Source organism: Methylobacterium sp. Leaf118 (assembly GCF_920984675.1).
Taxonomy (GTDB): domain Bacteria; phylum Pseudomonadota; class Alphaproteobacteria; order Rhizobiales; family Beijerinckiaceae; genus Methylobacterium.
This window is the reverse complement of sequence record NZ_CAKLBV010000002.1, coordinates 121,173-145,817: the sequence shown is the minus strand read 5'-3', so window position 1 is coordinate 145,817 and position 24,645 is coordinate 121,173. Positions and strand designations below refer to the sequence as shown.

Sequence of the window (24,645 nt, the reverse complement as noted above, 5' to 3'; positions counted from 1 at the left end):
CGCCTGAAATCGTTCCGGTTTCAATCTTGCACCGATTGAGCCCGAAATGGGGCAGGCCTTTTTGATAGCCGGCTTACAAACCCTTTTCCAAGAGTTGTTCGATCCATTCCGGCTGGGTCTCCCCGACGGACCGGCCGACCTCGGTTCGCCCCTTGAAGAGAATCAGCGTGCTCTGCATCCGCGCATCGAACCGGCGCAGGAGATCGCGCTGGCTGTCGAAGTCGATCGTGTAGATCGCGAGGTCCTTGAAACGGGGCTCGGCGGCCAAGCCCGCCAGGATCGGCTTCTGGGTCCGGCAGATCGGGCACCAGGGTGCGGAGACCTGCACGAGGACCGGCCGCCCGGCCTCCTGCGCCGCCTCGAAGGCCTGCGGGTCGAAGGGCGTCGGCGCGGCGGCACGCGCGGCCCCGATTGTGGCGGCGCCCGAGAGGGCGCCGAGCGCCAGGGCGGCGAGGAGGAGCGCGTGGCGTCGGGTCGTCATCGGCAGCCCTTCCTCGTCATCGTTCGGTGAAATGTCTCGGAACCGGATCACCGGCTCCGCCCCCGCGCGTCCGGCGCGAACCCGCCGCCCAGGGTCGCGGGGGCCGCCCGGATGCCTCCGGGTCACCGCCGATCGGCCCCCTTAGCGCTCGGGCGTCCCGCTCGCCGCGTCCCATGGCGGATCGGGCTTGACGGCGGCGGTCTCGTGGTCGTCCTGCCAGCCCTCGACGCCGAGGGGATACCAGTGGATGCGGGTGTAACCCGCCGCCACCAAGCGCTTGCCGGCGTTCCAGCTTCCCCAGCATTCCGGCCGGCAGAAGGTGACCACCGGCCGCCCCTTGTCTCCGCCGGTCAGTTCGGCGACGCGGGCCAGGAAGGCCGCCTCCTGCCCGGGCGGAAGCGGCGCTCCGCCCGCGCCCGGCATCCAGACGGCGCCGGGCAGGGAGCGATGGGTCGGCAGCCAGGGCCGGTCGGCGGGCAGGCCGGCCGGGCGCCGGTCGGCCAGCACGACGTCGAGGAGCACCGGCGCCTCGGGCAACAGGGCTTCGAGACCCTTCAGGTCGATGACGGTCGCGCCCTGAAGGGTCGCCGGCGTGTAGCCCCGGGGCGGGCCTGTATAGAGCCCGTCCGGCTCGGGCACGTTGACCGGCGATTCCGCCGGTCCCGCCGCCGCGAGGATCAGCCCGAGGGCGGCACAGGCGGCGGTCCGGGCGAGGATCCGCATCGTCAGTTGCTCGCCGAGGGGACGTCGAAGCGGTGCTCCCAGCGTCCGCCCTGGTTGTCGGTGGCCGCCACCGTCACCGGCCCCTTGCCCTCGGGGACGAAGGCGAAGTTGATGACCGGGTTCGAGGCGATCGAGATGTCGCCCTCGAGGTGGAACACCAGCTTGTCGCCGTAGGTCACGTCGAGCTTGTCGACGTAGCGGGCCGGCGTGTAGTCGCGGGTGACCTGGTTCATCTGCATGCCGGAGAAGTTCGGGTGGCGCACCATCAGCGTCGCCTCGACGGGCTTGCCGCCCTGCGGGTCGCCCGAGAACTTCATCCGCATCTCGCCCATGCCCTTCATGGCCTCCTCGTCGCTCATGCCCATCGGGGCCGAGCAGCCGCCCGAGGCCTTCACGAACTTGGCCGATTCGAGGAGGCGACCGTCCTTGGTCTCCACCACGGCGTGGACGTTGGTGTAGTTGTTCACCCGCACCCGGAGCTTGATCTCGCCCGGATCGGCGGCCGGGCCGAAGCTGAAGCGGGCGGCGTAGGGCGAGGGATTGTCGTCGATGATGAAGTAGAGGCCCTTCACCTGATCCTTGTCGGCGAGCGTCAGGCCGATCGGCACCAGCGACGCGTCCAGGGCCCGGGCGGGCGCGTCGATCTTCACCGCCGTCTCGCTCGCCTCGACGGTGCGGTCGCCGAAGATCGACTTCTTGATTTCGGTCCAGCGGGCGGCGCGTTCCTCGTCGGAATCGGTGGCGCCGGCGCGTACGGGGGCCGGGGCGAGGGCCGCGGCCGAAAGGGTCAGGCTGAGGGCGAGCAGCAGGCGTTTCATGGTCGGTCTCCTTCCCGGGATCGTGAGGGCCGTCATTCCCACTCCAGTTCCTGGTAGGCCTGGGTGACGTTGCGGCCGTGATAGGTCTCGAACAGGCTCCAGCGGTCCTTCTCGCCCTGCGCCACCGTCCGCACCGCCGCCTCGATCGGGCGGCCCGCGGCGACGGCCGCGCGCGTCTCGTCGCGCAGCACCGTGAGGTAACGCGCGAGATCGGCGATCGCGGGCGCGAATTCGACACGCACCGGTCCGTGGCCCGGTACGGCGGCGGCGGCCCCCATCCCCTTCAGCCGCTCGATCTCCCGGAGCCAGCCCAGCAGGCTGCCGTCGAGGGAGGGAATGCGGCCGACGAACAGAAGATCGGCGGGGAACAGGAGCCCGCTGCCGGTATCGAGCATCGACAGGTCGCAATTGGTGTGGGCGGTGCCGTGGGCGGTCAGGCGGATCGTGCGGTCGCCGAGATCGATCTCGGCGGGCTCCTTCACCTCCAGGGTGGGGTAGACCACCGGGCCGGTCCGCTCCGCGCCGAGAATCTCGACGAGGCGCTGGCGGTAGAAGTCCCCGCGGGCGTCGAGGGCGCCGCGCAGGGCGGCGTGACCGACGAAGGTCGGCGCGTCGCCCTGGAAGGCACCGGCGCCGAACACGTGGTCGGGATGCACGTGGGTCAGGAGCACATACTTGATCGGCTTGGACGTGCGCTTGGCGATCTCGGCGCGCAGCCAATGCCCGTCGGCGAGGCTACCGCCCGATTCCGTCACGAGCACCCCGTCGCGCCCGACGATGAAGCCGATATTGGCGATGGCGTCGTTGTTCTCCGCGGTCGCCTCGGCGTCGGGGCCGCGGCGCACGAAGACGCCCGGCGCCACCTCGTCCAGGGAAAAGGCATCGGCGGCACGCCCGAGCGTCGGCAGGCAGCACAGGCACAGACCGCCGAACAGGGCCTGACGCCGCGTGGCGCGGGCGCCGGTCATGCGGGGCCCCCGAAGGAGCGTCGGCGGGTCGGTTCCACCATGCGCCACATCCTCCCGACATTTGCCGATATATTGCCAACCATCTAGTAGGTAGATTTCCGGGGCGTCAAGTGTCAGGATGCCGAAAGGCCGCCGGAGACCATCGCGTTCGCGTGAGGCCGTGCCGGCGGGCGAGGCAAGTCGAGGCAGGGATGGCCGGGGAGCGATGAGAGACACGCGTGCGTCGCTCCTGAGCGAAGCCGAGATCCTGGTGCGCGGCCGGGGCTATTCGGGCTTCAGCTATGCCGATCTCGCCGAGGCGGTGGGCATCCGCAAGGCGAGCATCCACCACCATTTCCGCACTAAGGAGGAGCTGGCCGGCGCCCTGATCGAGGCCTACGAGGCCCGCTACGACGCGGCCCTCGACACGATCGCCGGGGACACCCGGGACGGGGTCGAGCGGATCGAGGCCTATGGCCGGCTCTATCTCGGCGGGGTCGAGCAGGGGCTCGGCTGCCTGTGCGCGGCGCTCGCCGTCGAGCTGGAAACGCTGCCCGAGGGCCTGCGCCGCTCCATCGTCCGCTTCTTCGACAAGCACATCGCCTGGCTCGCAGGCGTGCTCGAGGAGGGGCAGATCGACGGCAGCGTCCGCCGCGGCCTCGACCCGCAGGCCCATGCCCGCCTGATCGTGGCGGCCCTGGAAGGGGCGCTGCTGCTGGAGCGCTTCCTGGCCGGACCGGAAGGCTTCGCGCGGACCCTGACAGCCTTGAGCGAGGGGCTGCGGCCGGCCGCCTGACCGTTGCGGAGCCGGGATGCGGCGCGGCGGCCTTTCAGGGCCGCCCGATGATACAATATGACAACGGTCATCGTCCCACCCGACATGTCCCAGGATCTCGTATGTCCGACGCCTCCCCCCTCGCCGACGCCACCTCCCAAAAAATCCCGGTGACGGTGCTCACCGGCTATCTCGGAGCCGGCAAGACGACGCTTCTGAACCGCATCCTCACCGAGCCGCACGGCAGGCGCTACGCCGTGATCGTCAACGAGTTCGGCGAGATCGGCATCGACAACGACCTCGTGGTGGGCGCCGACGAGGAAGTGTTCGAGATGAACAACGGCTGCGTCTGCTGCACCGTGCGCGGCGACCTGATCCGCATCATGGACGGGCTGGTGAAGCGCCGGGGCAAGTTCGACGCCATCATCGTCGAGACCACCGGGCTCGCCGACCCGGCCCCCGTCGCCCAGACCTTCTTCGTCGATCAGGATGTCGGCGACGCCGCCCGCCTCGATGCGGTGGTGACGGTGGCCGACGCCAAGTGGCTCACCGCCCGGCTCGGCGACGCGCCGGAGGCCAAGAACCAGATCGCCTTCGCCGATGTGATCCTTCTCAACAAGGCCGACTTGGTGTCGGGCGAGGATCTCGACCGGGTCGAGGGCCAGATCCGGGCGATCAACCCGTGGGCCAAGGTTCACCGCACCGAACGCTGCGCGATCCCGCTCGATCAGGTGCTCGACCGCAACGCCTTCGATCTCTCGCGCATCCTCGACGTGGAGCCCGACTTTCTGGAAGAGGGGCACCATCACCACCACGACGACCAGATACAGTCGGTCTCGGCCAAGATCGACGGCCCCGTGGACCCCGAAAAATTCATGCCCTGGATCTCGAACCTGACGCAGGTCCAGGGACCGGACATCCTGCGCTGCAAGGGCATCGTCGCCTTCCCCGACGAGCCGAAGCGCTTCGTCTTCCAGGGCGTGCACATGATCCTCGACGGCGACGTGCAGGGCGACTGGGGGGCGGAGGAGCCGCGCGTCTCCCGCGTCGTCTTCATCGGCCGCAACCTCGATCCGGAGGCAATCCGGCAGGGCTTCTTCGACTGCAAGGCCTGATCCCTCCCCGCGCGCCCTGCCGAAGGACGGGACGCGCGAGGGGATGGGGCGAGAGCGGCGGCCCGGTCCGACGGGGGCGCCGCGCCCCGTGGCCTCGGCACGACGCGAAAGGGCCGCCTCTCGGCGGCCCTTGGCGTATGGAGGGCGACGGCGGCGCCGTCAGAGGTTCAGCAGGACGCTGGCCGTGCCGACCGCCGTGGTCGCGAGACCGAAGGCGAAGAGCCCGATCATCGCGTAGGAAAACGCCTTCATCATCATGGGGCCGGCTCCGGTGGGCGGGTCGGGGATCAGCAGCGGTAGCCGCCCGAGGTCTGGCCGTACTGCTTGACCGGGAAGTGCTGCTGGTTGGCGTTGCCCTCGGAGGCCGAGCTCATCGGGCAGCTGGGATAGGCGTAGGTGGGCGCGGCACCGTAGCGGCCGAGCGAGCCCGTGGTCTCGACCGCGTGAGGGGCGTAGCCGGTGTAGCGGCCGCCCCACTCCTGAGCCGAGGCGGAGGCCATGGGAGCGGCGGCGAAGGCGAGAGCGGCGGCGAGGGCGGCGAAACGGGTTTTCATGTCTTCCTCAGTCTCCGTATCTGTTCGGCCCTGTGGATCGAGCCGTTTTGTCTTCGATGAACACAATATGGGGCGCCGTTCTCCAGCAGGACGTGCTGCCTCGCACGCGCCGCGGCGGATTAAAGCTCGCCTGCCCCGTCCGTACCCTGCGGTGACTGGCCGAGGCTTCCGCGGCCCCGCCGTTGGGCAAACCTCAACCATTCGATGTTCTGATCGGCGCGGATGAGGGGCCTTGCGTCCCGGCGGGCGAGGCCCGGCGGGTGGCGTCGGCCTGCTCGGGAGTGCGTTGCGTCGATGATTGCTACGACCGCCACCCCGCCCCCGCGCTGGCGTGAGGGGGCCTGGGCCACCGTTCCCGCCATCCGGGTCATCCACGGCTTCGCCAGCGCGCTGCATGCCGGCTTCATTTTCTTCGCCTGCTTCGCCTTCTCGGACGCGTCGCCCTACGACATCGTCGCGATCCCGACGATGCTGATCTGGTTCGCGCTTGGGATCCGCCTGTACCGGGGGGCGGTGCCGCTCGTCTTCCTGCTCGCCCTCTACCTCGCCGCCATCGTGGTGGCGCTCCTGCCCTATGTGAGCGAGCCGCTGCCGGTGGCCTGGACGATCCAGCTGGGCTACCTCGTGGTCACCGGCGTCTTCTTCGCGATGCTGTATGCCGACGACACCCGGGCGCGGCTCGACCTCGCCCTGAAGGCCTACACCGCGAGCTGCGTGCTGTCGGCCTGCCTCGGCATCGTCGGCTATCTCGGGCTTCTCGGCATCGAGGACCTGTTCGTCCGCTACGGCCGGGCCTCGGGCACGTTCCAGGACCCGAACGTGTTCGGCTCGTTCCTGACCCTGGGGGCCCTCACCCTCACCAACGGCCTGCTGACGGGCCGGAGCCGGCACCCGATCCTCGCCCTGACCGGCCTGCTGGTGATCCTGGCCGGCATCTTCCTGTCCTTCTCCCGCGGCTCCTGGGGCGCGACCCTGGTCTCCACGGGACTGATGGTGGGCTTTCTCTACGCTACGAGCCCGTCGCGGGCCCTGCGCCGGCGCCTCGTGCTGAGCGGTCTCGTCACGGCGGGCCTCGGGGCGGCGGCGCTGGTCGGGCTCCTGTCGATCGAGAGCGTCGCCAAGACCTTCGAGACCCGCGCGGCGGTCACGCAGGATTACGACGAGGGCGAGACCGGGCGCTTCGGCAACCAGATCCGGGGCCTCACCATGCTCCTGGAGGAGCCGATGGGGATGGGGCCGCTGCGCTGGCGCCAGATCTTCAGCCTGGAGCCGCACAATTCCTACATCGGCAGCTTCGCCAATGGCGGCTGGTTCGGCGGGGCGGTGTTCATCGTCCTCGTGGCCGCGACGACCTTCGTGGGCTTCCGCCTGATGGCCCGGGCCTCGCCCTTCCGCGTCTACGCGCAGATCGTCTTCCCCGCCTTGCTGATGTTCTTCCTCCAGGGCATGCAGATCGACGTGGAGAAGTGGCGCCACGTCTACATGATGCTCGGCATGGTCTGGGCGCTCGAGGCCGCGCGCCTTCAATGGGAGGCCGGGCGTGGCCGCGCGGTCCGGGACGTTCCGCGCCGCACGGGGTATGATGCCCCACCGCAGCGCCCCGGCGGCGCCGCGAGCCCAGGGAAGTCATGAGACCGTGAGCACGATGTCGGTGAGCGAGTCCGAGCGCCTCGCGGCCCTGCGGGCGTTGCGCATCCTCGACACGGATCCGGAACCGCATTTCGACGCGGTGTGTCGGACGGCGCAGCGTCTGTTCGGCGTCGCCACGGCCTATGTCTCGCTGATCGACGCCGAGCGGCAGTGGCTGAAGGCCTGCACCGGCCGCCTGAGCCTGCCCACCGAGCGCCCGCGCGAGGGCTCGATCTGCACCCACACGATCGCGCAGGACGCGGTGCTCGTGATCCCCGACACCCATCGCGATCCGCGTTTCGCCGGGAGCGACTTCGTCACCGGAACGCCGGGCATCCGGTTCTATGCCGGCGCCCCCTTGAGTTTCCAGCCCGGCCTGCGCCTCGGCTCGCTCTGCCTCGTCGATCCGGCCCCCCGCAGCTTCTCCGCCGAGGACGAGAGCGCCCTGCGCGACCTCGCCGCGACGGTCACGGCCCATCTGCGGCTGCACCGCGACAACGTCGCCCTCACCCGCGAGGCCGCCCTGCGTCGGGTGCACGAGAGCACCATCCGGGCGCAGGGGGTGGAGATCGAGCAGCGGGCCTCGGCCAACTCGCTCCTGAGCATGGCCGAGGAGATGGCCGAGGTCGGCCACTGGCGCATCAACTTCGCCGACCCCCACCCGATCTATTCCGACAGCCTGCTCGGCATCGCCGGGCTCGATCCCGCGGCTCCGCCGGCCCGGCATCCGGGCTTCGTCGAGCTGTTTCGCCCGGAGGACCGGGAGCGGGTCGCGGCGGTGACGGCCGCGGCGGTGGCGGGCGGGCGCGACTTCGAGTTCGAGGCCCGGCTCGCCCGGCCCGATGGCAGCCTGCGCGACGTGATGGTGCGGGGCACCTGCAAGAAGGAGGCGGACCGCACCATCGGGCTGTTCGGCATCCTGATGGACACGACCGACCGGCTGCGCATCCAGGCGGAGATGCGCCGGGGCGAGCTGCGCTATCGCAGCCTCGCCGACGCCCTGCCGGTCCTGGTCTGGACCCTCGATCCGCGCAACGGCGAGGCCACCTACGCCAATGCCCGGTTCGAGGACTATTACGGGCCGATCGGCACCGGGCGGGAGGCGCGGGTCGCGCGCAACCATCCCGACGACGCCGCCGCCCTCGACGCGGCGTGGCGGCGCGCGCGGGTCACCGGCCACGGCTATGACGGCCAGTGGCGCCTGCGCGGCCGGGACGGGGTCCATCGATGGCACAAGCTCTCGATGACCCCGGTCCACCATCCCGCCGACCCATCCGAGGTGATCGAGTGGATCGGCACCGCCCTCGACATCGACGAGATCGTCACCGCGCGCCTCGCCGTGGAGGATGCGGGCCGCATGCTCGGCATCGCGCTGGAGGGCGCGGATGCCGGCAGCTTCGACTGGGACCTGCGCACCGGGACCATAATGCTCTCCCCGGAGAGCCTGCGCCTCTACGGCCTGTGGGAGACCGGCGAGGCCCGCGCGCTCACCACCGCCGAATGGACCGCGACGGTCCATACCGACGACGTCGTCGACGTCTGGGACCGCATCCAGCGCGCCATCGACAGCCAGGCCCGCTACACGGCGGAGTTCCGGGTCGGCCCCCGCTGGATCTATGCCTGCGGCCGCACCCTCTACGAGGACGGCCGGCCCTACCGGATGATCGGGCTCAACCTCGACGTCACCGAGCGCAAGGCGGCGGAGGTGGCCCTGCGCGCGGTCACGGAGGAGGCGCAGGCCGCCCGGGCCGAGGCCGAGCGGGCGAGCGCGGCCAAGAGCGAGTTCCTCGCGGTCATGAGCCACGAGATCCGCACGCCCCTCAACGGCATCCTCGGCTACGCCGACCTGCTCCTGGAAGGCTCCGGCCACGCCCCGGAGAACCGGCGCCGCCTGGAACTCATCCGCGTCTCGGGCGAGGCCCTGCTCACCGTCGTCAACGACGTGCTCGACGTCTCCAAGATCGAGGCCGGCCGGCTCGAACTGGACCCGATCGCCTTCCCCCTGCGCAAGCTCCTCGAGGACACCGTCGCGATCATGCGCGGCGGCGCGCTCAAGAACGGCCTCTCCGTCGAGGCCCGCCTCGATCCACGCCTGCCCGACACGCTGCACGGCGATCCGAACCGACTGCGCCAGGTGCTGTTCAACCTGCTCAACAACGCCGTGAAGTTCACGCCCACCGGCTCCGTCACCCTGACGGTCCGCTACGAGGGCCCTGTCCCCCTGCCGTCCGGCGCGATGGCGGAGGGGATGCGCTTCGAGGTGGCCGATACCGGCATCGGCATCGCCCCGACCCAGCAGGACCGCCTGTTCAAGCGCTTCAGCCAGGTCGACGGCTCGATCAGCCGGCGCTTCGGCGGCACCGGGCTCGGCCTCGCGATCTGCCGCGATCTCGTCCTGATGATGGGTGGCGAGATCGGGCTCGAGAGCCGGGAAGGGACCGGTTCGACCTTCTGGTTCACGCTGGCCCTGCCGCGGGCCGAGCCCGCCATCGCCGCGACGCGGCCCGCCATCGCCGCGACGCGGCCCGCCCGCCTGCTCCTCGTCGAGGACGTGCCGGTCAACCAGGAGCTGGCCCGGGCCGTGCTGGAGGCCCGGGGCTACCGGGTCGATGTGGCGGGCGACGGCGCCGCCGCCCTGGAGGCCATGGCGGCCGAGGGCGAGGACCCCTACGCGGTCGTGCTGATGGACGTGCAGATGCCCGGCATGGACGGCATCACCGCGACCCGCCATATCCGCGCCCTGCCCGGGCCGGCCGCCCGGGTGCCGATCGTGGCGATGACCGCGAACGTTCTGGACGAGCAGGTCGAGGATCTGATCGAGGCCGGCATGGACGACCATGTCGGCAAGCCGTTCAAGCGCGCCGACCTCTATGCCGCCGTGGAGCGGTGGCGGGCCGAGGGCGCCGCCCGGCGCGCGGCCGCCGGACCGCCCCCCTCCCCCGCCGGGCCGATCCTCGACCGCGACACCTTCGCCTCGGTGCAGGACATGATGGGCCGCGAGCGGGTCCTCGCCCTGTTGACGCTTCTCGAGTCGGAACTCGACCTGCGCTTCGCCGCGTCCGGCTCCTGCGCGGGCGAAGCGGATCTCGACCGCGATCAGCTCGCCTACGACGCCCATGCCATGGTGGCGGCGGCGGGCGTGCTCGGCTTCGTCGGCCTGTCGGCGGTCTGCCGCGAGATCGAGGCGGCCTGCCGCGGCACCGACGCGCTCCTTCCACTCATCCACCGCTTCGCCGCCCTGCGCCGCGAGACGCTGGGCACGATCCGGGCGTTGCGCGCGGCCTGATCGAGAGCGGAGGGCGGGCCAGCGCCGCCGCTCGGCGGCAGCTGGGCACCCGAACACGGAACTGTTACGCTGTCATCGCGGGTGCCGAAGCCATCTGTGCGTATCCGGGCATCGACGGCCCCGCCGATCCGCGTCCTCCACCGACCTGACATCGGGATGCCGTCCCTCAAACGCCGACGTGATGGCAGACGCACGACCGGCAACCAGGACCGATGATGACGTTTTCCCACCAATCTCTGGTGTTGTACGGGTTTTTCTTGGTCGTCGGCGGATTGTTGCTGGCCCTGCGGGCCCGCCGCACCGAAGAGAGTCCGGCACGAAGCAAGTCGCTGACCCTCGCGGGCGTCATCACGATGACCGGCCTCGGCTTCTGGGCGGCCAGCCTCCTCGTCGAACCATAGGTCTCCCCCCCATCCCGCCGGGGCGCGCGACGGATCACCGAACGAGCCCATCCGCGACACCATGGGCGAGGCGGCAGGGTCCTATCCGCGCGCTCGGGCCAGCGTTCCGCGCCTTGATCTTTGCCACGACCTGTTCTCAATATGGAACGAAAAGCGAACAATCGCCATTTCGGATTCGGTCGAGGAGGATACGGCGTACGATGGCCCGCTACCGCTTCCATGCGACGAACGGTTACGAATGCGTCTTCGACGCCCAGGGCCGGGAGATCCGTGTCCCCGCCCGCCTGTTGCGGCGCGCCGACGAGGTGGCCCGGGAGATCATGAGCAGCCTCGCCGATCGGGAGGATTGGTCGGACTGGCACGTCACGGTTCACGATCTGCGCGGCCGGCGCGTTCTGACGACGCCCTTCATGCCCGATGCCGCGGACCCCGACTCCCGTCGGGCGATCACCTCAAGCGGGAACGACCGAGCGCCCCGCGCCGACCCGGCGCACCTGCCCCGGTCGTCGGGGGGGTTGAGGCTCGGCCTGTCGTAAGAAGACGGGGGAACGAGGCCGCCGCACAGGGACGCGGGCGTCCTGATCGTCCGAACGGCGGCACCTCCCATCCTCGATGAAGCCGCCGCCGTGGCCCTCTGGCGGGATACGGTCGCGTCATATCAAATCCGGTTGATCCCTTCGGGATGGCGGATGTGGGCTTCGCTCAAACGCCGCGCGGGCTTGCCTGATCCGGGCTCCGCTTTGATCAAGCGGAGCCTGGATCAGACCCGGTCAGGCCGGGTGGCCAGACGGAGGGCGTTTACGTCTCCTCGGTGATCGCCTCGTGAGGCGATGGGCCTGCAGTCGCCTCCGGACGCGCCTTGCCGCGCCGCTCGATCATGACCGCCCTTTGCCACGGACCCGGGACCTTGTCGGTGCGGTGGAAACAGCCGGCCCAGCAGCATGGCCGCTTTTTTCGGGACAGAAGGTCCTCTTGGAGCCGGGCGATGCGGCGTTGGCGCGTCGCCGCCCGCTTCGCGTCCTCGACCCAGCAGAGGAACTCGTTGCGACCGAGCGGCGTCAGGCTGTCCCAGAGCTGAAGCACGCCGGGGTCCGACCGCAGGGCCGCCTGCACATCGTCGCCGGCCTCGTGGACGGTGCCCTGTCGAAAGCCGGTCATGCCTGCGCCCCTCCGCGCCCGCCGCGACAGCCCTGGTTCCCCGACGGCCGCCTTCGCGACGGCGCGAGGGGAGGGAGCGGTCGCCCATCGCGCGCCGCTCTGTCACCGATCAAGAGGGACGACCTGCGATTGCGAAACCTCGACGAGAAGCACGCGTGTCGGAGCGGCGCAGTCGCTGGCAACGGCCTCCCGGCACAGCTGACGAAGATTGGCATGGGCCGCCGCGTAATCGGTAAATTCCCCGATCAGGCTGGTGCCCGGCAGCGGGACGAAGCCGCCGTCCTGCGCTTGATATCGATCCCAGCCGTATCGCAGCGCAAAACCGGCAAACTCCGAACCTGACACGTCCGCGGGAGGCAGGACGTCGTGAACGGCGATGAACAATGGCATAGCGCGCCTGCGGTCCTCATCCTCGTCTCAGGGCATCGCGTTGCGGGAGACGCCCCTTCCTCCCGCCGAGAGGCGCGCATTCCGCCCGTGAAGGCGGCGCCACGCGGCATGGCTCCGCGGAGTCTCTCACGAAAACCGCCCGCGGCGGCGGCGCGGCCGCGGAAAAAACCTCTTGGGGATCGGGCGCTGGCGCGGACGCTCACACATCCCGCCGGCGCTCCAATTCGGTCGCGAACGCGACCATTCCGTCCCTGTCGCGGAAGGCGCGAAGGGGGAAGATCAGGACGCGCCCCTCCACCCGGACGAACACATGCGCCGGTGCCGTGAGGATCGCCTCCATGGCGAGGCAGGGAATGACCTCCGTGGCGCCGCCCTCGCGCCATTCAAGGCGATCGAGGTGGTCGACGATCTCGACCTCGCTGGGACGGGGTCGGCGGCGTGCCGCGCGCCGATGCGCCCGAAGGGTCATCGCGAGGCTTGCCAGCCCATACTGGATGAGGCTGCCCGTCAGCAGGAGGGCCCAGAACCACCAGCCGCCTTCCTCGCCCACCCATTCCGTCGGCAGTTGCGACACGACCGCACCGGCCAGGCCGATCCAGACCAGCAGCACCCCGAAACGCCAGCCCACGATCTCACGGGGAAGGGTCTCGTAGGCCAAGGCATCGGCCCGCGTCAGCGTGAAGGCGAGCGCCGGGTGCGGAGGCCGTGGGGGGTGCGCGTCGCTCGGGGGCACGGTCGCATCTCGGTTCAAACGAAGACGGCGACCTCTCGGTCGCCGCTCGCATCCCCGATGGGCTGATTCGTCAGCAGCTCCAACGGGCCTTGCCGCTGTTCATCGTGTAGGAGCACTTGGCTTCAGCAGACACACTGGTCATGACCGGAATAGTTCCCGCAGCAAAAGCGGCAAGCATCAGTATAAGAGCGAACTTTCGCATGTCTGTTTCCCCCAATTTGCCGCGAAGCGACCCTGAAATCCGTATCCACTGTAAGAAAATTAGTCTACGCAGGAGATCGCACGCCGAAAAATGATGCCGGATGCGTGTCGAATTTGCAACATTGCGCTTCTGGCGCCGGTGAAGATCGGCAGTATACATTTAAAAGGAGTGGATCGCGCATGATTGCAGATGTTGCGTGCATGAAGACGCGCGCACGGGCCGCGGATATTCGGCGCGTTGGTCGCGTCATGGCCGTTCTCGTCATGACCGCCCCGACAGCCGCCGGGGGGAAACCCGATTCGAGCCTCGGGCCGATCATCGAGGCCCGGGCGTCCTGCATCACCCATGAGGGCGGCGACCTCCCGGCCCCAGGGGCCGCGCCGGTGACCCCGGTGCCGCCGAAGACGGGGTGTTCCGCCAAGGAACGCGACGGAACGGTGTGCGACGCCCTCGATGGCGGCGAGGCGCTTCGGTGCTTGGCCCGGGAGATCACGATCTGGGACGGCGTCCTGGATCACCTTCCGACGGTGACGGCCGGCTCCGCGAAGACGGCTCCGGTGAAGAGCGCCACCGCGGCCTTTCGCACCTTCCGCGATCGCGCATGCGCCACCTATCGTCGTGTGTCGGTCAATCCCGTGGGTGAGGAGATCGTGCAATCCTGCCGCCTCGCCGAGACCGTTCGTTTCTCCCAGAAACTCTATGACGCGGTCTTCAGTCCGTAGGACGCACGCGCGATGTCCGAACCGGCTCCAACGGGACCGGACCCCAGACGGATTCGGGTGAGAGACGAGGCATATCGCGGGCAAGGTCCCCCGGGACCGGGGGCGTGCCGGCGTGGGACGCGAGCCCTGTGACGCCTGTCTTGGACGTCTTTTTCGGCACCTTCTGCCGTCGCGGCGGTTGACCCTAGGAAGCGCGGCCCCCTGCCAGCGCACCCGATCAGGAGCCAACCCCATGAAGCGGCTATTGCTCGCCTCGGCCCTCGTCCTGTCCCCGCTCGCCCTGTCCGCCACCGCCCAGGCTCAAGGAACGATCCGCGGCGCCGAGCGGGGCGCGGAAGACGGAAGCCGCGCCGCAGGTCCCGTCGGCGGCGTGGTGGGCGGTGCGGTCGGCGCGGCGACCGGCACCGTGGGCGGCGTGCTCGGCGTCGACCCGGATCCCCGCCGGGAGGAGCGCATGGAGCGCCGCGAAGAGCGCCGCTCGGTGCGCGAGCGCGACGGACGCTGACGCGCCCGTGACAACAGGGGGCGGCGGCATCGCCGCTCCCGTTTCTGGCGAGGCGGCCGGGTTCAGGGCGCAAGCCGACCCGGGCCCCCGGCGACGCCCGACCTTCGCCGCGATGGCCGGCCTGACGCGCCCCGTGTGGGTTTGCTCCTCGGGTGCCCTGCCCGCCGGGACGGTCGGCGGATGGCCCTTGCAGGCGCGTCCCGCCGCATCGGCCTGCCCCCCCCCCGCCCCTGCCCCCACCCCTGCCCCTGCCCCCACAAGCGGGTCGCCTCGATGGGCGACCGCTACGGCCGCGGCTGCGGCTTTTGGGGCGGCCGGGAGAAAAACCTGCTCCCTCGGGAACCTTGGCGGTTCAAAACCACCTTCCCCTCTGCCTGGGACGGCATGACGTTCCCTGGGAGATGGTGATGAAGAAGACGACGCTTGCGCTCGCGGTGCTGCTGGGCGGATTCGCCCTGGCTTCCGGCTCGGCCTCGGCGGCGCCGCTCGCACCGGCCGGCCTTCAGGCCGAGACCGGCGTGACCCCGGTTCGGATGAGCCCCGGCGAGCGGATGATGATGCGTCGACACATGATGCGGAAGCGGATGATGCACCGTCACGACCGCCGCATGATGAACCGCCGGATGATGCGCCGCATGTAAGGCGCGGCCTTCACGCAACGGGAGGGCGTGGATGACGCCCTCCCCTCGCTCCGTGGCCTCGAGGGGCCGCCCGAGGGGCCTCCCACCAACGGTCGGGAGGTCTTTTTCGTTGGAGGCGTCGAGGACGGGCCCTCACCCCGTGCCCGCAGGCGGCCCAGGACGATCCGATCGCTCGCCTCCCCGAGGGCAAGGGCTGCGCCGAGCCCCCTCTGGGCCTGCTCGGCGGCGGAAGGCTCCCGTCGCCAGGCCGAAGCCATCTGACGCGGGAGAGGGCAAACCTCACGGGCGCGGTGGGTCGGAGGGATCGGCCCGTGTGAGCGCGAGGGCGATTCGCCGGATCGTCGGGGCCGCCATCACGACCACCGGGACCATCAGCATCCACGCGGTCAGCCAGGACCACAGCCAGTGCTGCACGAAGCGGCTCTCGTCGATCAGGGGCAGGCTGGCGATGCCGCTCGCCAGCAACGTGGTGAGGCCCGATTGCAGGACGGCGAAGACGTAGTGGTGATGGCGTCGCGCGATGGGCAGCATTGGGTCTCCGGGGGCCTGCCCCTGGGCCGGAGGCAAGCCCGAGGCCACGCCTCTCATCTCGGACCCTGCGGGTCATGGCGGAGGCCGGCCGCAGGCGCCTTCAGAGGAAGCCCGGCGGGCCGGACGGCCGTGCCTCCACGGAGGCGCAGAGGCCACATTCGACGACGATGAGCGTGAAACGGCTCCGACCGGCAGACCGCCCCTTCCCCCGCGGACAATGGGTCGAGCGGGCGCGCTGACAGCGACGGGGCGCCCCGGTCTTCGCGCGTTTCAAAAGGTCGGACTGTGAAAAAGGGGGCGGTCGGTGCGACCACTCCGTGAGAGCACGGTCGTCACGCCACCCCAAAAAGGCACCAACTCTTTGTTCAACAACGACAAAGAGAATGGTGCGGCCAAGAGGACTCGAACCTCCACCCCTCGCGGGACTAGCACCTCAAGCTAGCGCGTCTACCAATTCCGCCATGGCCGCCCGTGCCGCCGGTCCGTTGGAGCGGGCCGGCATTTCGTGTGGGCGGCGCAGCGGATAACAGAAGCCTGGGGCGGGCACAAGCGCCGCATTCGCTTCTTCGTCCGCGGCCGTCCCGCGTCGCGGCTCACACCACGGCGTCGATGTCCTCCAGGAGGGGCACGGCGCCCTCGCCGATCGTCACGCCGGGGGTGCGCACCACCTCGGCCTTGCGGATCAGCTCGGTGACCTCCACCGAGATCCGATTGCCCGTCACGACGATCTGCCCGCGGGCGATCGGGTGGTCGTTGGCCAGGATCTCGACCATGTCGGTGTCGGTGGAGTCGAGTTCGATCACCGCGCCGCGGCCCATGCGCAGCAGCATGTGCAGCGGCATGTGGCTGCGCCCCAGCACGACCTTGAGATCGACCTTCAGTTCGTCCAGGACCGCCACGCGCGATTGCTCCCCATCTCTGCCGGGAGAATCTTTCCGCGCAGGATGGTGAAGCCTTGGTAAACGACGCGCCCGATCCTTCCCCTCCCTCGGCCCCGCGGCTCGCCACGGCGCCCGGCGCCTTCCTGCCCCGGGCCGGCTCGGCCCCGGTCGGCTGGCGCGTGTCCGATCGCCTCGTACCCTACGAGGAGGCGCTGGCCGTCATGGAGGCCCGGGCGGCCGCCATCGCCCGGGGCGAGGCGGACGAGCTCGTCTGGCTCCTGGAGCATCCGCCGCTCTACACCGCCGGAACCTCGGCCCGGGCGGCCGACCTCGTCGAGCCGGAGCGCTTCCCGGTCCACCAGACGGGGCGGGGCGGGCAATACACCTATCACGGGCCCGGCCAGCGCATCGCCTACGTGATGCTCGACCTGAACCGGCGCCGGCCGGATCTGCGGGCCTACGTGGCGAGCCTGGAGGCTTGGCTGATCGCCACGCTCGACAGCTTCAACGTCCGCGCCGAGCGGCGCGAGGACCGGGTCGGGGTCTGGGTGCGCCGGCCCGAGAAGGGGGCCACCGTCGAGGACAAGATCGCGGCGATCGGCATCCGGGTGCGGCGCTGGGTGAGCCTGCACGGCCTCAGCCTCAACGTGGAGCCGGACCTGTCGCACTTTTCCGGCATCGTGCCCTGCGGCGTGCGCGAGCACGGCGTCACGAGCCTGGCCGATCTCGGCCGCATCGTCAGCCTGCCCGAGGTCGACATGGCGCTGCGCGCCGCCTTCGAGCCGATCTTCGGCGAAACGCGGGACGACGGCTGACGTCCGCGTTTCCCAATGACGTCCGCGTTTCCCAAGGGATCATCCCTCTCGAAACCCGGGGCTCAGGCGTCGGCGGTGGCCGGGGGCACGGCGGCGACGGGCGGGAGGGACGGGGTCGCCCGGCGCAGGCGCAGGGCGAGCCGCAGCACCGGGAGCACGAGACGGGCGAGCCGGATCTGGCCCGGCAGCGCGCGCGGCATCAGGGGCCGGTAGACGAGGCGCGGGCTCGCCCGGTCGACGCCGGCGACGATCTCGCCGACCCGCGGCAGGGCGGCGATGCGCAACGCCTCTGCCTCGGGGATGCCGAGCCGGCGCGCCCAGGCGAGGTCGCGGGACAGGCGCCCCTGCCCGTGCAGGCGGCGCAGGCGGGCGCGCCAGACGTAGCGGTGGAGCGCGCGCGGCACCGCCTCCATGCGGGCGTCGCACAGGGCGTCGGGCTCCTCGCAGCGCGAGCGGATCGTGTCGGCGACGCCCCCGGCGGCGCGGCCGGTGAGACGGGCCGAGATCCACACCATCACGGCGCGGTCGTGGCGCACGCGAAACCCCTGCGCCAGCAGGGCGGCGACGAAGGCGCCGTCCTCGCCCAGGGGAATCTCGGGCATGCCCCCGACCTGCGCGTAGGCGGTGCGCCGCACGGCGAGGGAGGCGCCGATGGTGGTGCGGTGGCAGGGCCAGGGATCGTGCGGATCGGGATCGATGCGGGCCTCCATCTCGGTGATGAGGGCGTCGTAGGTGTCCTCGAGGCGACCGCGGGCAGCGAGCGAGGGCGGCAGCAGGGCCGCCTCCTCCGGGATCAGCTCGACCCGGCCGGCGACCGCGTCGGCGCCCGCCTCCAGGGCGGCGAGGTTGGCCGCGACCCAGTCCGGCGGCACGAGGCTGTCGGCGTCGGTGGTCAGGAGAGTGCCGGCGACGCCCGCCTCGTCGAGCCAGGCGGCGGCGGCGTCCATGGCGGCGCGGCGCGCCCAGCCCGCATGGGCGCCGGCATAGGTCCGCTCGATCACTCGCACCGGGATGGTCATGCCGGGCAGCAGCCCCGCGACGATCTCGGGCGTGCCGTCGGTACAGTTGTTGAGGAACAGCACGAGGCCGAGCCGGCCCGGGGCGAGGCCGGCCTGCGCGTCGAGCGCCCGGAGACAGGCAGCGATCCGCTCGGCCTCGTTGCGGACGGGCACGGCGACGAGGGTATCGGGGAGAGGAGCGGAGGGCACGGACGGGCTCCGAGAGAACCGGCGGATGAGAACGGCGACGCGCCCGGGCAAACAGCGCCGACGGTCGGACCGGGAGGCTCTAGGCCACGCGCGATGAACCGCGGCTGAGGGTGTTTGCCGCGGAAACAGGGCCGGCTCACGGCGGTTTCCCGGGCAATCACACCCCCGAACGAGGCGCCTTCCGATGTCGGCACCCGACAGTCTCAAGGATGTCTATCTCGACGAGATGACGGAGCTCTGGTCGGCCAACGACCCGATGGCGCGGGCCCTGTGCACGCGCGGCGACCAGGCGAGCGATCCCGAACTCAGGCAGAGGCTGCAGGATTCCGGGGACGGCCTCCTGCGGGACATCCAGATCATCGCCCAGTATCCGCGCATGTCGTATGACGGGCCGGCCGGGTTCGGCGCGGCGGCGGCCGATGCGCGGGCGCTCGGCCGATCCGACCCAGAGGTCACGCGGAAAGGCGCCGTCGCCGCGATCGACGAGGCGGATGCCGACGCGAGCCCTCTCGCCGAGAGCGTCGAGCCCGCTGCGGCCTGAGCGTCGACCGTCATCGTCCCGCCCCGGGGCCGGAAGGCCCCGGCGGCGCACCGATCCGCGCCGGGCCGGCCTTCGCCCGCCGGCCCCTTCCGCCGCGCCGTCCGGGGCCGGCCGCCACGGATCGACGACCATGCTCCTGCTCTACGGCGCCGTGCTGATCGCCGGCATCGCCAACGCGATCCAACCCGGCCTGACGACCCAGCTCGCGCGCTCACTCGGGCAGCCCTTCGCGGCCGGGCTCGTCTCGATGCTGGTCGGCACGTCCGCCATGCTGGTGGTCGGCCTCGTCTCGGGGCGAATGCAGCTGCCGAGCCTGCAGCAGGTCACGGCGACGCCGTGGTGGGCGTGGTTCGGCGGGGCGGTGGGCACCGGCCTCGTGATCGCCCAGCTCTTCGTCGCGCACCGAATCGGGGCGGCGCCGTTCCTGGGGCTCCTCGTGACCGCGGGGGTCGTGACCTCGATCGCCCTTGACCATTTCGGCCTCGTCGGATTCGCGGTGCACGCGGCCGGCCCCCTGCGTCTGGTCGGAGGCGCCCTGATGATCGTCGGCGTCGTCTTCGTCGCCTTGTCCTGAGGCCGCAGGGTCGGGCGCGGTCGGATCCTGGGGTTATGCTTAAGCGCCTGTTAACGGGGCGCCGTCATTGAATCGGTGAGACGACGCATCCACGCACGGAGCGGGCGGGCCGGACCGCCCACCGCTCCTCGCCCCCACCGGAAGCCCGATCCGTGACCAGCCTCCTGACCAACATCTCCGCCATGACGGCGCTGACGACGCTCAAGGGCATCAACAACCAGCTCGATGCCACGAGCAACCGCGTCTCCACCGGCCAGCGCGTCTCCGCCGCGTCCGACAACGCCGCCTACTGGTCGATCGCCACCACGGTCCGCACCGACAACGCCTCCCTCTCGGCGGTCAAGGACTCCCTCGGCCTCGGCTCCTCGGCGGTCGACACCGCCTATAACGGCCTCAACTCCGTCCTGTCCGATCTGCAGAACCTGCGCGCCAAGCTTCAGACCGCCCTGCAGCCCGGCGTCGATCGGGCCAAGGTCCAGGTCGAGATCAAGGCCATCCAGGCCAAGATGAAGGCCACGGCCGATTCCTCGACCTCCTCCGGCCAGAACTGGCTCTCGGTCGATTCCTCGCCGGCGAACGGCTCCTACCGCGCCACCCAGAGCGTGGTGGCGGGCTTCTCGCGGGCGGCGTCGGGCACCGTGACCTTCTCGATGATCGGCGTCGATGTGAACGCGATCAAGCTCTACGACGTGAACTCGAGCAGCCTCACCACCCCGGCGACGGCGGGCCAGGTGTTCGGCTCGACCTCGCTGACCGGCACCGCCGCCTTCCGGCCCGCCGACGCGGTCGTGGCCAACCGCGGCACCGCCGATTTCAGCACCACCAACGAAGTGGCGTTCTCGCTCTCGCTCGGCGACGGCTCGACGGCCACGATCCGCCTGAACCGGGCGGCGCTCTCCTCCGCCGCGGCCGATCTCACCCGGGTGACGTCCCAGGAATTCCTCGACGCGATCAACAACCAGATCGCCGCCGACACCGACGCCACCGCTTTGTCCGGCGAGGTGGTCGCCACGCTCGACACCTCGGGCCGCCTGACCTTCACCACGACGGCGACGGGCTCGGGCACCACCGCCCAGGTGACGGTCCAGAACGTGGCCGCCACCGGCGGCAACACGTTGGTCGATGTCGGCTTCGGCACCGGCACGGCGGGAACCGACGCGCGCCTCGGCCGCGGCTCGGCGGCGGGCACCACCGCCGGCAAGGGCATCCTCGACACCGCCGACGGCAGCACCGGCGTTTCCGTCGCCACGATCGACATCGCGGCCCTGGCGGGCACCGCGGGCGACACCGCGCTCAGCACCATCATCACCCAGGTCGAGAAGGCCATCGCCAAGGTGACGGATGCCGGCACCAAGCTCGGCGCCAACAAGACCCAGATCGACGGCCAGAAAACCTTCGTCGACACGCTGATGAAGGCCAACGACCGCACGATCGGCATCCTGGTCGACGCCGACATCGAGGAGGAGTCGACCAAGCTGAAGGCCCTCCAGACCCAGCAGCAGCTCGCCGTCCAGGCGCTCTCCATCGCCAACTCGGGCAGCCAGAACATCATGTCGCTGTTCCGCTCCTGACGCCTCCGGCCTCGCCCCCGGCGATTGCACTCGCGGTCCCGCCGCCGAGGCCGTAGAAGCCTCGAACGGCGACCCGGGACGTCCGGTCGCCCGCGCGGACATGAGGTCCGGGCGAGCGCGAACGGAGAATCATGGCCATCGACCTCCAGCCGGTCCTCACGGGGGGCCGCCTCGTGCCGCCGGTGCCGACGCCGCCGGTCCGGGAATTGTCGGCCTTTCGCTTCGTCACCCAGATGCGCACCAACGGCATCGGCTGCTGGCCGGCGGCCGCCTACGAGGCGCCCGTGCGGCGGCGGCGGCTGCTCGGCAAGGTGCGGCTGACCGTGAGCGACCCGGAGGCGGTGCGCCGCGTCCTCGTCGACAATGTCGGCAATTACGCCCGCACGGCGATCTCGATCCGGGTCCTGCGGCCGATGCTGGGCGACGGGCTGCTCATCAGCGAGGGGGCGGCGTGGCGCCACCAGCGCCGGGCGCTGGCGCCCGCCTTCACCCCGCGGGCGGTGGAAACCCTCGTCCCCCACATCCTTTCGGCGAGCGACGAGGCGGTGGCCGCCCTCGAGGGCCCGGCCGCGGCGGGGCCGGTCGACCTGTTCTCCGCGCTTCAGCATCTTGCCCTGGAGATCGCCGGGCGCACCATGTTCTCGGTCGCCATGGCCCGCCACGGGCGCGCGCTGCGCGGCTTCCTCACGGCCTATTCGGAGCGGCTCGGACGCCCGCATCTGTCGGACGCCCTGGTCCCCCTGCGCTTCGCCACGCCCCTCGACCGGGCCCGCGCCCGGTTTCGGCGCGACTGGGTCGCCTTCCTCGACGGCATCATCGCCGACCGGGAGGACGGGCGCGCGAGCGGACCCTCCGACCCGCCCCGCGATCTGCTCGATCTGCTGCGCGCGGCCCGCGATCCGGAGAGCGGCCGCAGCTTCACGCCGGAGGCGCTGCGCGATCAGGTCGCCACCATGATCCTTGCCGGGCACGAGACCACCGCGCTGACCCTGCTCTGGGCCTGCACCCTGCTGGCACTCTCGCCCGAGACGCAGGAGGCGGTCGCCGCCGAGGCCGCCGCGGACGAGAAGCCCCTCACCCGCGCGGTGATCGACGAGACCCTGCGGCTCTATCCGCCCGCCTACATGATCGCCCGCTCCGCGCTGGGGCCGGACGTGCTCGCCGGCCAGGCGGTGATGCCCGGCGAGAGCGTGACGATCGCGCCCTGGCTGCTCCACCGGCACCGCCGGCTCTGGCGCGACCCCGACGCCTTCGACCCGACCCGCTTCCTGCCGGGCGCGCCGCCGATCCCGCGCTTCGCCTATCTGCCGTTCGGGGCCGGTCCGCGGGTCTGCATCGGCGCGGCCTTCGCACTGACCGAGGCGACCCTGGCGCTGAGCTGCATCGTCGGGCGCTTCCGGCTCGAACGGGCGGACGACCGTCCGGTCCTGCCGGCCGCCGTGGTGACGACCCAACCCGACCACGCGCCGGCGTTTCGGTTGAGCCTCCGGACGTAATCGCAAGCGCCCCGGCCGCGGCAGAGGGAGAGCCCCCCCGGCCGGTCCCGCATCGCCAACGACAGCGACCCGCGGCATCCTCTCGATGCCGCGGGCCCGTCGCGTTCGATCGTCCCGGTCAAGCGCGGGCCCGCTTCTTGGCGGGGAGCGCAGAGACGGGGAACTCGATGTCGACGCCCAGGGTCGACACGCCCTCGCCCCGCTCCAGCGTGATCTGCACCTTGTCGCGCTCGACCTCGACATGCTTGGCGATCACCGCGAGGATTTCCTCGCGCAGGGTGATCACCAGGTCCGGCCTGCCGGTCTCGGCGCGCTCATGCGCGAGGATGAGCTGCAGGCGCTCGCGGGCGACGGAGCCGGAGCCCCGTGGCTTGAGGAAGGTCAGGACACTCATGCGGCCCTCCGAGTGAACAGCTTGTTGATCAGGGACTTGCGATCGGTCGGGATCGCCATCGGCACGGTCTCGCCCTTCAGGCGGCGCACGGCGTCGATATAGGCCCGCGAGGGGGCACAGAGCGGGTTGTTCAGGGTCACCGGGCAGCCGACATTCGAGGCGCGCAGGACTTCGAGGCTCTCCGGGATGATGGCGAGCAGCGGGATCGAGAGGATCTCGAGCACGTCGTCGACCTTGAGCATGTCACCGCGATCGGCCCGGGCGGGATCGAAACGGGACAGGATCAGGTGCTTCTCGATCTCGTCACCCCGCTCGGCCCGGACCGTCTTGGAATCGAGGAGCCCGATGATCCGGTCGGAGTCGCGCACCGAGGAGACTTCCGGGTTCGTCACGACCACGGCCACATCCGCGTGGCGCATGGCGAGCTGGGCGCCGCGCTCGATGCCGGCGGGGCTGTCGCAGACGATCCAGTCGAACTTCTCGCGCAGTTCCCCCATCACCCGCTCGACGCCCTCGTCGGTGAGGGCGTCCTTGTCCCGGGTCTGGGAGGCGGGCAGCAGGGAGAGGTTTTCCAGGCGCTTGTCGCGGATCAGCGCCTGCGGCAGCTTGGCGTCGCCGTTGGTGACGTTGATGAGGTCGTAGACCACGCGGCGCTCGGCGCCCATGATCAGGTCGAGGTTGCGCAGCCCGACATCGAAATCGACCACGCAGACCTTCTCGCCGGCCTGGGCCAGCGCCGCGCCGAGCGCTGCCGTCGTGGTGGTCTTGCCGACGCCGCCCTTACCGGACGTGACACAAAGAACCTTGGCCATTCTCGTTTCCCCTTAACCCAAGGCTGCGATCTTGATGGCGCCGCCGTCGGACCAGATCTGGACCGCTTGGCCGCGCAGGTGATTGCCCATGTCCTCGGCCGTGCGGACGAGGCGGTCGATGCCGAGAAGCTCGGGCTCGAACTTGCGGCAGTAGATGCGTGCGCGAGGGTTGCGGGCGGCGCCCGCGATGGCCCGCCCGCGCAGGGCGCCGTAGACGTGGATGGAGCCGCCGGCCAGGATCTCGGCGCCCGAGGACACCGAGCCCATCACGGTCACGTCCCCCTCCGGGTGGACGATGCTCTGCCCCGAGCGCACCGACCCCTCGATGGTGAGCGAGGACATGCCGGGCTTCTCCTCGGGTCCGGCCGGCGCGTCGATCGGCTCGCCCTGCGGGCGGCCGCCGACCAGGCGGGGCGGCAGACCCTCGGGGAGCGCGGCCGTGGCCCCCTCGATCCCGAGGATGCGCAGGCGCCGGACGGTCAGTTCGGTTATCAGGCTCTCCAGCTCGGTCGCCGTGGGTTGCAAACCCGCGACGTCGAGGATCACGGCCTTGTCGTCGAACAAGGTCGCCGTGCGCTTCAGGGCCTCGTCCAGGAGGACGAGCCACTCGGCGACCGGGGCTTGCGGCGCCAGCGACACCGCGCGGAAGACGCGGCCTCGCAGGGGCAGTGAGGGATGGGCGGGAGCGGGGCTGGTCACGGGCGTTGACGTTTCCTTACCGACCCCCTCATTGATCGTCGGT

General features: G+C 70.8%; 27 protein-coding genes, 1 tRNA gene and 1 pseudogene. 14 read left to right on the top strand and 15 right to left on the bottom strand.

Features of this window, described 5'->3' with window-relative positions:
* Positions 1–73: 73 nt before the first annotated feature.
* The 4 genes from LW587_RS01860 to LW587_RS01845 form a co-directional block, all read right to left on the bottom strand.
* The gene (locus tag LW587_RS01860; protein ID WP_232627905.1) at positions 74–481 is read right to left on the bottom strand and encodes a thioredoxin family protein; all 408 of its coding nucleotides are present in this window, start codon (positions 479–481) and stop codon (positions 74–76) included.
* A gap of 141 nt (positions 482–622) precedes the next feature.
* On the bottom strand, positions 623–1,204 hold the full coding sequence (locus LW587_RS01855; RefSeq protein WP_232627904.1) for a rhodanese-like domain-containing protein: 582 nt from the start codon (positions 1,202–1,204) through the stop codon (positions 623–625).
* Positions 1,205–1,206: 2 nt separating this feature from the next.
* A complete protein-coding gene (locus LW587_RS01850) occupies positions 1,207–2,022 on the bottom strand; it encodes a quinoprotein dehydrogenase-associated SoxYZ-like carrier (protein WP_232627903.1) in 816 nt (271 codons plus the stop codon).
* A 32-nt stretch (positions 2,023–2,054) separates the two neighbouring features.
* The gene (locus LW587_RS01845) at positions 2,055–2,990 is read right to left on the bottom strand and encodes a quinoprotein relay system zinc metallohydrolase 2 (protein ID WP_232627902.1); all 936 of its coding nucleotides are present in this window, start codon (positions 2,988–2,990) and stop codon (positions 2,055–2,057) included.
* Positions 2,991–3,195: 205 nt separating this feature from the next.
* On the opposite strand from LW587_RS01845, the gene LW587_RS01840 reads away from it, so the two are divergent.
* Together LW587_RS01840 and LW587_RS01835 are read left to right on the top strand one after the other, a co-directional pair.
* Positions 3,196–3,765 carry a TetR/AcrR family transcriptional regulator gene (locus tag LW587_RS01840; protein WP_232627901.1) on the top strand — a complete coding sequence of 190 codons (570 nt, stop codon included), beginning with the start codon at positions 3,196–3,198 and terminating at the stop codon, positions 3,763–3,765.
* 101 nt (positions 3,766–3,866) lie between these two features.
* The gene (locus LW587_RS01835) at positions 3,867–4,859 is read left to right on the top strand and encodes a CobW family GTP-binding protein (protein WP_232627900.1); all 993 of its coding nucleotides are present in this window, start codon (positions 3,867–3,869) and stop codon (positions 4,857–4,859) included.
* Between the two features lie 287 nt (positions 4,860–5,146).
* On the opposite strand, the gene LW587_RS01830 is transcribed toward LW587_RS01835, so the two are convergent.
* On the bottom strand, positions 5,147–5,413 hold the full coding sequence (locus LW587_RS01830; RefSeq protein WP_232627899.1) for a hypothetical protein: 267 nt from the start codon (positions 5,411–5,413) through the stop codon (positions 5,147–5,149).
* 294 nt (positions 5,414–5,707) lie between these two features.
* Between LW587_RS01830 and LW587_RS01825 the strand changes: the two genes are divergently transcribed.
* From LW587_RS01825 to LW587_RS01810, 4 genes and pseudogenes are all read left to right on the top strand, one after another.
* Positions 5,708–7,045, top strand: a complete 1,338-nt coding sequence (locus LW587_RS01825; protein WP_232627898.1) for an O-antigen ligase family protein — start codon at positions 5,708–5,710, stop codon at positions 7,043–7,045.
* Positions 7,046–7,049: 4 nt separating this feature from the next.
* Positions 7,050–10,328 (top strand): ATP-binding protein, encoded by a 3,279-nt coding sequence (locus LW587_RS01820; protein ID WP_232627897.1) that lies wholly within the window; start codon positions 7,050–7,052, stop codon positions 10,326–10,328.
* Between the two features lie 212 nt (positions 10,329–10,540).
* The gene (locus LW587_RS01815) at positions 10,541–10,729 is read left to right on the top strand and encodes a hypothetical protein (RefSeq protein WP_232627896.1); all 189 of its coding nucleotides are present in this window, start codon (positions 10,541–10,543) and stop codon (positions 10,727–10,729) included.
* A gap of 200 nt (positions 10,730–10,929) precedes the next feature.
* Positions 10,930–11,142, top strand: a pseudogene (locus tag LW587_RS01810) (DUF6894 family protein); the annotation flags it as partial.
* Between the two features lie 385 nt (positions 11,143–11,527).
* Here the strand turns inward: LW587_RS01810 and LW587_RS01805 are convergent.
* The 3 genes from LW587_RS01805 to LW587_RS01795 form a co-directional block, all read right to left on the bottom strand.
* Positions 11,528–11,887, bottom strand: a complete 360-nt coding sequence (locus LW587_RS01805; RefSeq protein ID WP_232627895.1) for a YdeI/OmpD-associated family protein — start codon at positions 11,885–11,887, stop codon at positions 11,528–11,530.
* A 102-nt stretch (positions 11,888–11,989) separates the two neighbouring features.
* Positions 11,990–12,277, bottom strand: coding sequence for a hypothetical protein (locus tag LW587_RS01800; RefSeq protein WP_232627894.1), 288 nt, complete (start codon positions 12,275–12,277; stop codon positions 11,990–11,992).
* A 199-nt stretch (positions 12,278–12,476) separates the two neighbouring features.
* Positions 12,477–12,935, bottom strand: a complete 459-nt coding sequence (locus LW587_RS01795; protein ID WP_232627893.1) for a hypothetical protein — start codon at positions 12,933–12,935, stop codon at positions 12,477–12,479.
* A 381-nt stretch (positions 12,936–13,316) separates the two neighbouring features.
* Here LW587_RS01795 and LW587_RS01790 point away from each other — a divergent pair, with 381 nt between their 5' ends.
* The 3 genes from LW587_RS01790 (at position 13,317) to LW587_RS01780 (ending at position 15,080) form a co-directional block, all read left to right on the top strand.
* On the top strand, positions 13,317–13,934 hold the full coding sequence (locus tag LW587_RS01790) for a hypothetical protein (RefSeq protein ID WP_232627892.1): 618 nt from the start codon (positions 13,317–13,319) through the stop codon (positions 13,932–13,934).
* Between the two features lie 232 nt (positions 13,935–14,166).
* The gene (locus LW587_RS01785; RefSeq protein WP_232627891.1) at positions 14,167–14,439 is read left to right on the top strand and encodes a hypothetical protein; all 273 of its coding nucleotides are present in this window, start codon (positions 14,167–14,169) and stop codon (positions 14,437–14,439) included.
* A gap of 407 nt (positions 14,440–14,846) precedes the next feature.
* On the top strand, positions 14,847–15,080 hold the full coding sequence (locus LW587_RS01780) for a hypothetical protein (protein ID WP_232627890.1): 234 nt from the start codon (positions 14,847–14,849) through the stop codon (positions 15,078–15,080).
* A gap of 279 nt (positions 15,081–15,359) precedes the next feature.
* On the opposite strand, the gene LW587_RS01775 is transcribed toward LW587_RS01780, so the two are convergent.
* From LW587_RS01775 to LW587_RS01765, 3 genes are all read right to left on the bottom strand, one after another.
* A complete protein-coding gene (locus LW587_RS01775; protein WP_232627889.1) occupies positions 15,360–15,611 on the bottom strand; it encodes a DUF2798 domain-containing protein in 252 nt (83 codons plus the stop codon).
* 384 nt (positions 15,612–15,995) lie between these two features.
* A tRNA-Leu gene (locus LW587_RS01770) sits at positions 15,996–16,080 on the bottom strand.
* A 124-nt stretch (positions 16,081–16,204) separates the two neighbouring features.
* The gene (locus LW587_RS01765) at positions 16,205–16,510 is read right to left on the bottom strand and encodes a FliM/FliN family flagellar motor switch protein (RefSeq protein ID WP_232627888.1); all 306 of its coding nucleotides are present in this window, start codon (positions 16,508–16,510) and stop codon (positions 16,205–16,207) included.
* Between the two features lie 125 nt (positions 16,511–16,635).
* On the opposite strand from LW587_RS01765, the gene lipB reads away from it, so the two are divergent.
* A complete protein-coding gene (gene lipB, locus LW587_RS01760; protein ID WP_232627929.1) occupies positions 16,636–17,307 on the top strand; it encodes a lipoyl(octanoyl) transferase LipB in 672 nt (223 codons plus the stop codon).
* 62 nt (positions 17,308–17,369) lie between these two features.
* Here the strand turns inward: lipB and LW587_RS01755 are convergent, their stop codons facing one another.
* Entirely contained in the window at positions 17,370–18,515 is a 1,146-nt protein-coding gene (locus LW587_RS01755) for a glycosyltransferase (protein WP_232627887.1), read from the bottom strand.
* Between the two features lie 184 nt (positions 18,516–18,699).
* Between LW587_RS01755 and LW587_RS01750 the strand changes: the two genes are divergently transcribed.
* The 4 genes from LW587_RS01750 (at position 18,700) to LW587_RS01730 (ending at position 22,697) form a co-directional block, all read left to right on the top strand.
* Positions 18,700–19,056 carry a hypothetical protein gene (locus tag LW587_RS01750; RefSeq protein WP_232627886.1) on the top strand — a complete coding sequence of 119 codons (357 nt, stop codon included), beginning with the start codon at positions 18,700–18,702 and terminating at the stop codon, positions 19,054–19,056.
* A gap of 130 nt (positions 19,057–19,186) precedes the next feature.
* Positions 19,187–19,630 (top strand): DMT family transporter, encoded by a 444-nt coding sequence (locus tag LW587_RS01745; RefSeq protein WP_232627885.1) that lies wholly within the window; start codon positions 19,187–19,189, stop codon positions 19,628–19,630.
* Positions 19,631–19,782: 152 nt separating this feature from the next.
* Complete coding sequence (locus tag LW587_RS23965; RefSeq protein WP_269780282.1) at positions 19,783–21,201, top strand: flagellin N-terminal helical domain-containing protein; 1,419 nt, start codon at positions 19,783–19,785, stop codon at positions 21,199–21,201.
* A gap of 131 nt (positions 21,202–21,332) precedes the next feature.
* Positions 21,333–22,697 (top strand): cytochrome P450, encoded by a 1,365-nt coding sequence (locus tag LW587_RS01730; RefSeq protein WP_232627884.1) that lies wholly within the window; start codon positions 21,333–21,335, stop codon positions 22,695–22,697.
* A gap of 118 nt (positions 22,698–22,815) precedes the next feature.
* On the opposite strand, the gene minE is transcribed toward LW587_RS01730, so the two are convergent.
* From minE to minC, 3 genes are read right to left on the bottom strand one after another with little or no spacing between them, the layout of a single operon-like run.
* Positions 22,816–23,091, bottom strand: a complete 276-nt coding sequence (gene minE / locus LW587_RS01725; RefSeq protein WP_232627883.1) for a cell division topological specificity factor MinE — start codon at positions 23,089–23,091, stop codon at positions 22,816–22,818.
* Positions 23,088–23,903: a septum site-determining protein MinD gene (minD, locus tag LW587_RS01720; RefSeq protein WP_232627882.1), complete on the bottom strand. Its 816-nt coding sequence runs from the start codon at positions 23,901–23,903 to the stop codon at positions 23,088–23,090. The genes minE and minD overlap by 4 nt, the downstream gene beginning before the upstream one ends.
* A 12-nt stretch (positions 23,904–23,915) precedes the next feature.
* On the bottom strand, positions 23,916–24,602 hold the full coding sequence (gene minC, locus LW587_RS01715; RefSeq protein ID WP_232627881.1) for a septum site-determining protein MinC: 687 nt from the start codon (positions 24,600–24,602) through the stop codon (positions 23,916–23,918).
* Between the last annotated feature and the right edge of the window lie 43 nt (positions 24,603–24,645).

What these genes read in the sequence shown, in the direction of transcription:
- LW587_RS01860 (WP_232627905.1), bottom strand. Translation starts at nt 481, where the DNA reads ATGACGACCCGACGCCACGCGCTCCTCCTCGCCGCCCTGGCGCTCGGC.
- LW587_RS01855 (WP_232627904.1), bottom strand. Translation starts at nt 1,204, where the DNA reads ATGCGGATCCTCGCCCGGACCGCCGCCTGTGCCGCCCTCGGGCTGATC.
- LW587_RS01850 (WP_232627903.1), bottom strand. Translation starts at nt 2,022, where the DNA reads ATGAAACGCCTGCTGCTCGCCCTCAGCCTGACCCTTTCGGCCGCGGCC.
- LW587_RS01845 (WP_232627902.1), bottom strand. Translation starts at nt 2,990, where the DNA reads ATGACCGGCGCCCGCGCCACGCGGCGTCAGGCCCTGTTCGGCGGTCTG.
- LW587_RS01840 (WP_232627901.1), top strand. Translation starts at nt 3,196, where the DNA reads ATGAGAGACACGCGTGCGTCGCTCCTGAGCGAAGCCGAGATCCTGGTG.
- LW587_RS01835 (WP_232627900.1), top strand. Translation starts at nt 3,867, where the DNA reads ATGTCCGACGCCTCCCCCCTCGCCGACGCCACCTCCCAAAAAATCCCG.
- LW587_RS01830 (WP_232627899.1), bottom strand. Translation starts at nt 5,413, where the DNA reads ATGAAAACCCGTTTCGCCGCCCTCGCCGCCGCTCTCGCCTTCGCCGCC.
- LW587_RS01825 (WP_232627898.1), top strand. Translation starts at nt 5,708, where the DNA reads ATGATTGCTACGACCGCCACCCCGCCCCCGCGCTGGCGTGAGGGGGCC.
- LW587_RS01815 (WP_232627896.1), top strand. Translation starts at nt 10,541, where the DNA reads ATGATGACGTTTTCCCACCAATCTCTGGTGTTGTACGGGTTTTTCTTG.
- LW587_RS01805 (WP_232627895.1), bottom strand. Translation starts at nt 11,887, where the DNA reads ATGACCGGCTTTCGACAGGGCACCGTCCACGAGGCCGGCGACGATGTG.
- LW587_RS01800 (WP_232627894.1), bottom strand. Translation starts at nt 12,277, where the DNA reads ATGCCATTGTTCATCGCCGTTCACGACGTCCTGCCTCCCGCGGACGTG.
- LW587_RS01785 (WP_232627891.1), top strand. Translation starts at nt 14,167, where the DNA reads ATGAAGCGGCTATTGCTCGCCTCGGCCCTCGTCCTGTCCCCGCTCGCC.
- LW587_RS01780 (WP_232627890.1), top strand. Translation starts at nt 14,847, where the DNA reads ATGAAGAAGACGACGCTTGCGCTCGCGGTGCTGCTGGGCGGATTCGCC.
- LW587_RS01775 (WP_232627889.1), bottom strand. Translation starts at nt 15,611, where the DNA reads ATGCTGCCCATCGCGCGACGCCATCACCACTACGTCTTCGCCGTCCTG.
- LW587_RS01750 (WP_232627886.1), top strand. Translation starts at nt 18,700, where the DNA reads ATGTCGGCACCCGACAGTCTCAAGGATGTCTATCTCGACGAGATGACG.
- LW587_RS01745 (WP_232627885.1), top strand. Translation starts at nt 19,187, where the DNA reads ATGCTCCTGCTCTACGGCGCCGTGCTGATCGCCGGCATCGCCAACGCG.
- LW587_RS01730 (WP_232627884.1), top strand. Translation starts at nt 21,333, where the DNA reads ATGGCCATCGACCTCCAGCCGGTCCTCACGGGGGGCCGCCTCGTGCCG.
- minE (WP_232627883.1), bottom strand. Translation starts at nt 23,091, where the DNA reads ATGAGTGTCCTGACCTTCCTCAAGCCACGGGGCTCCGGCTCCGTCGCC.
- minD (WP_232627882.1), bottom strand. Translation starts at nt 23,903, where the DNA reads ATGGCCAAGGTTCTTTGTGTCACGTCCGGTAAGGGCGGCGTCGGCAAG.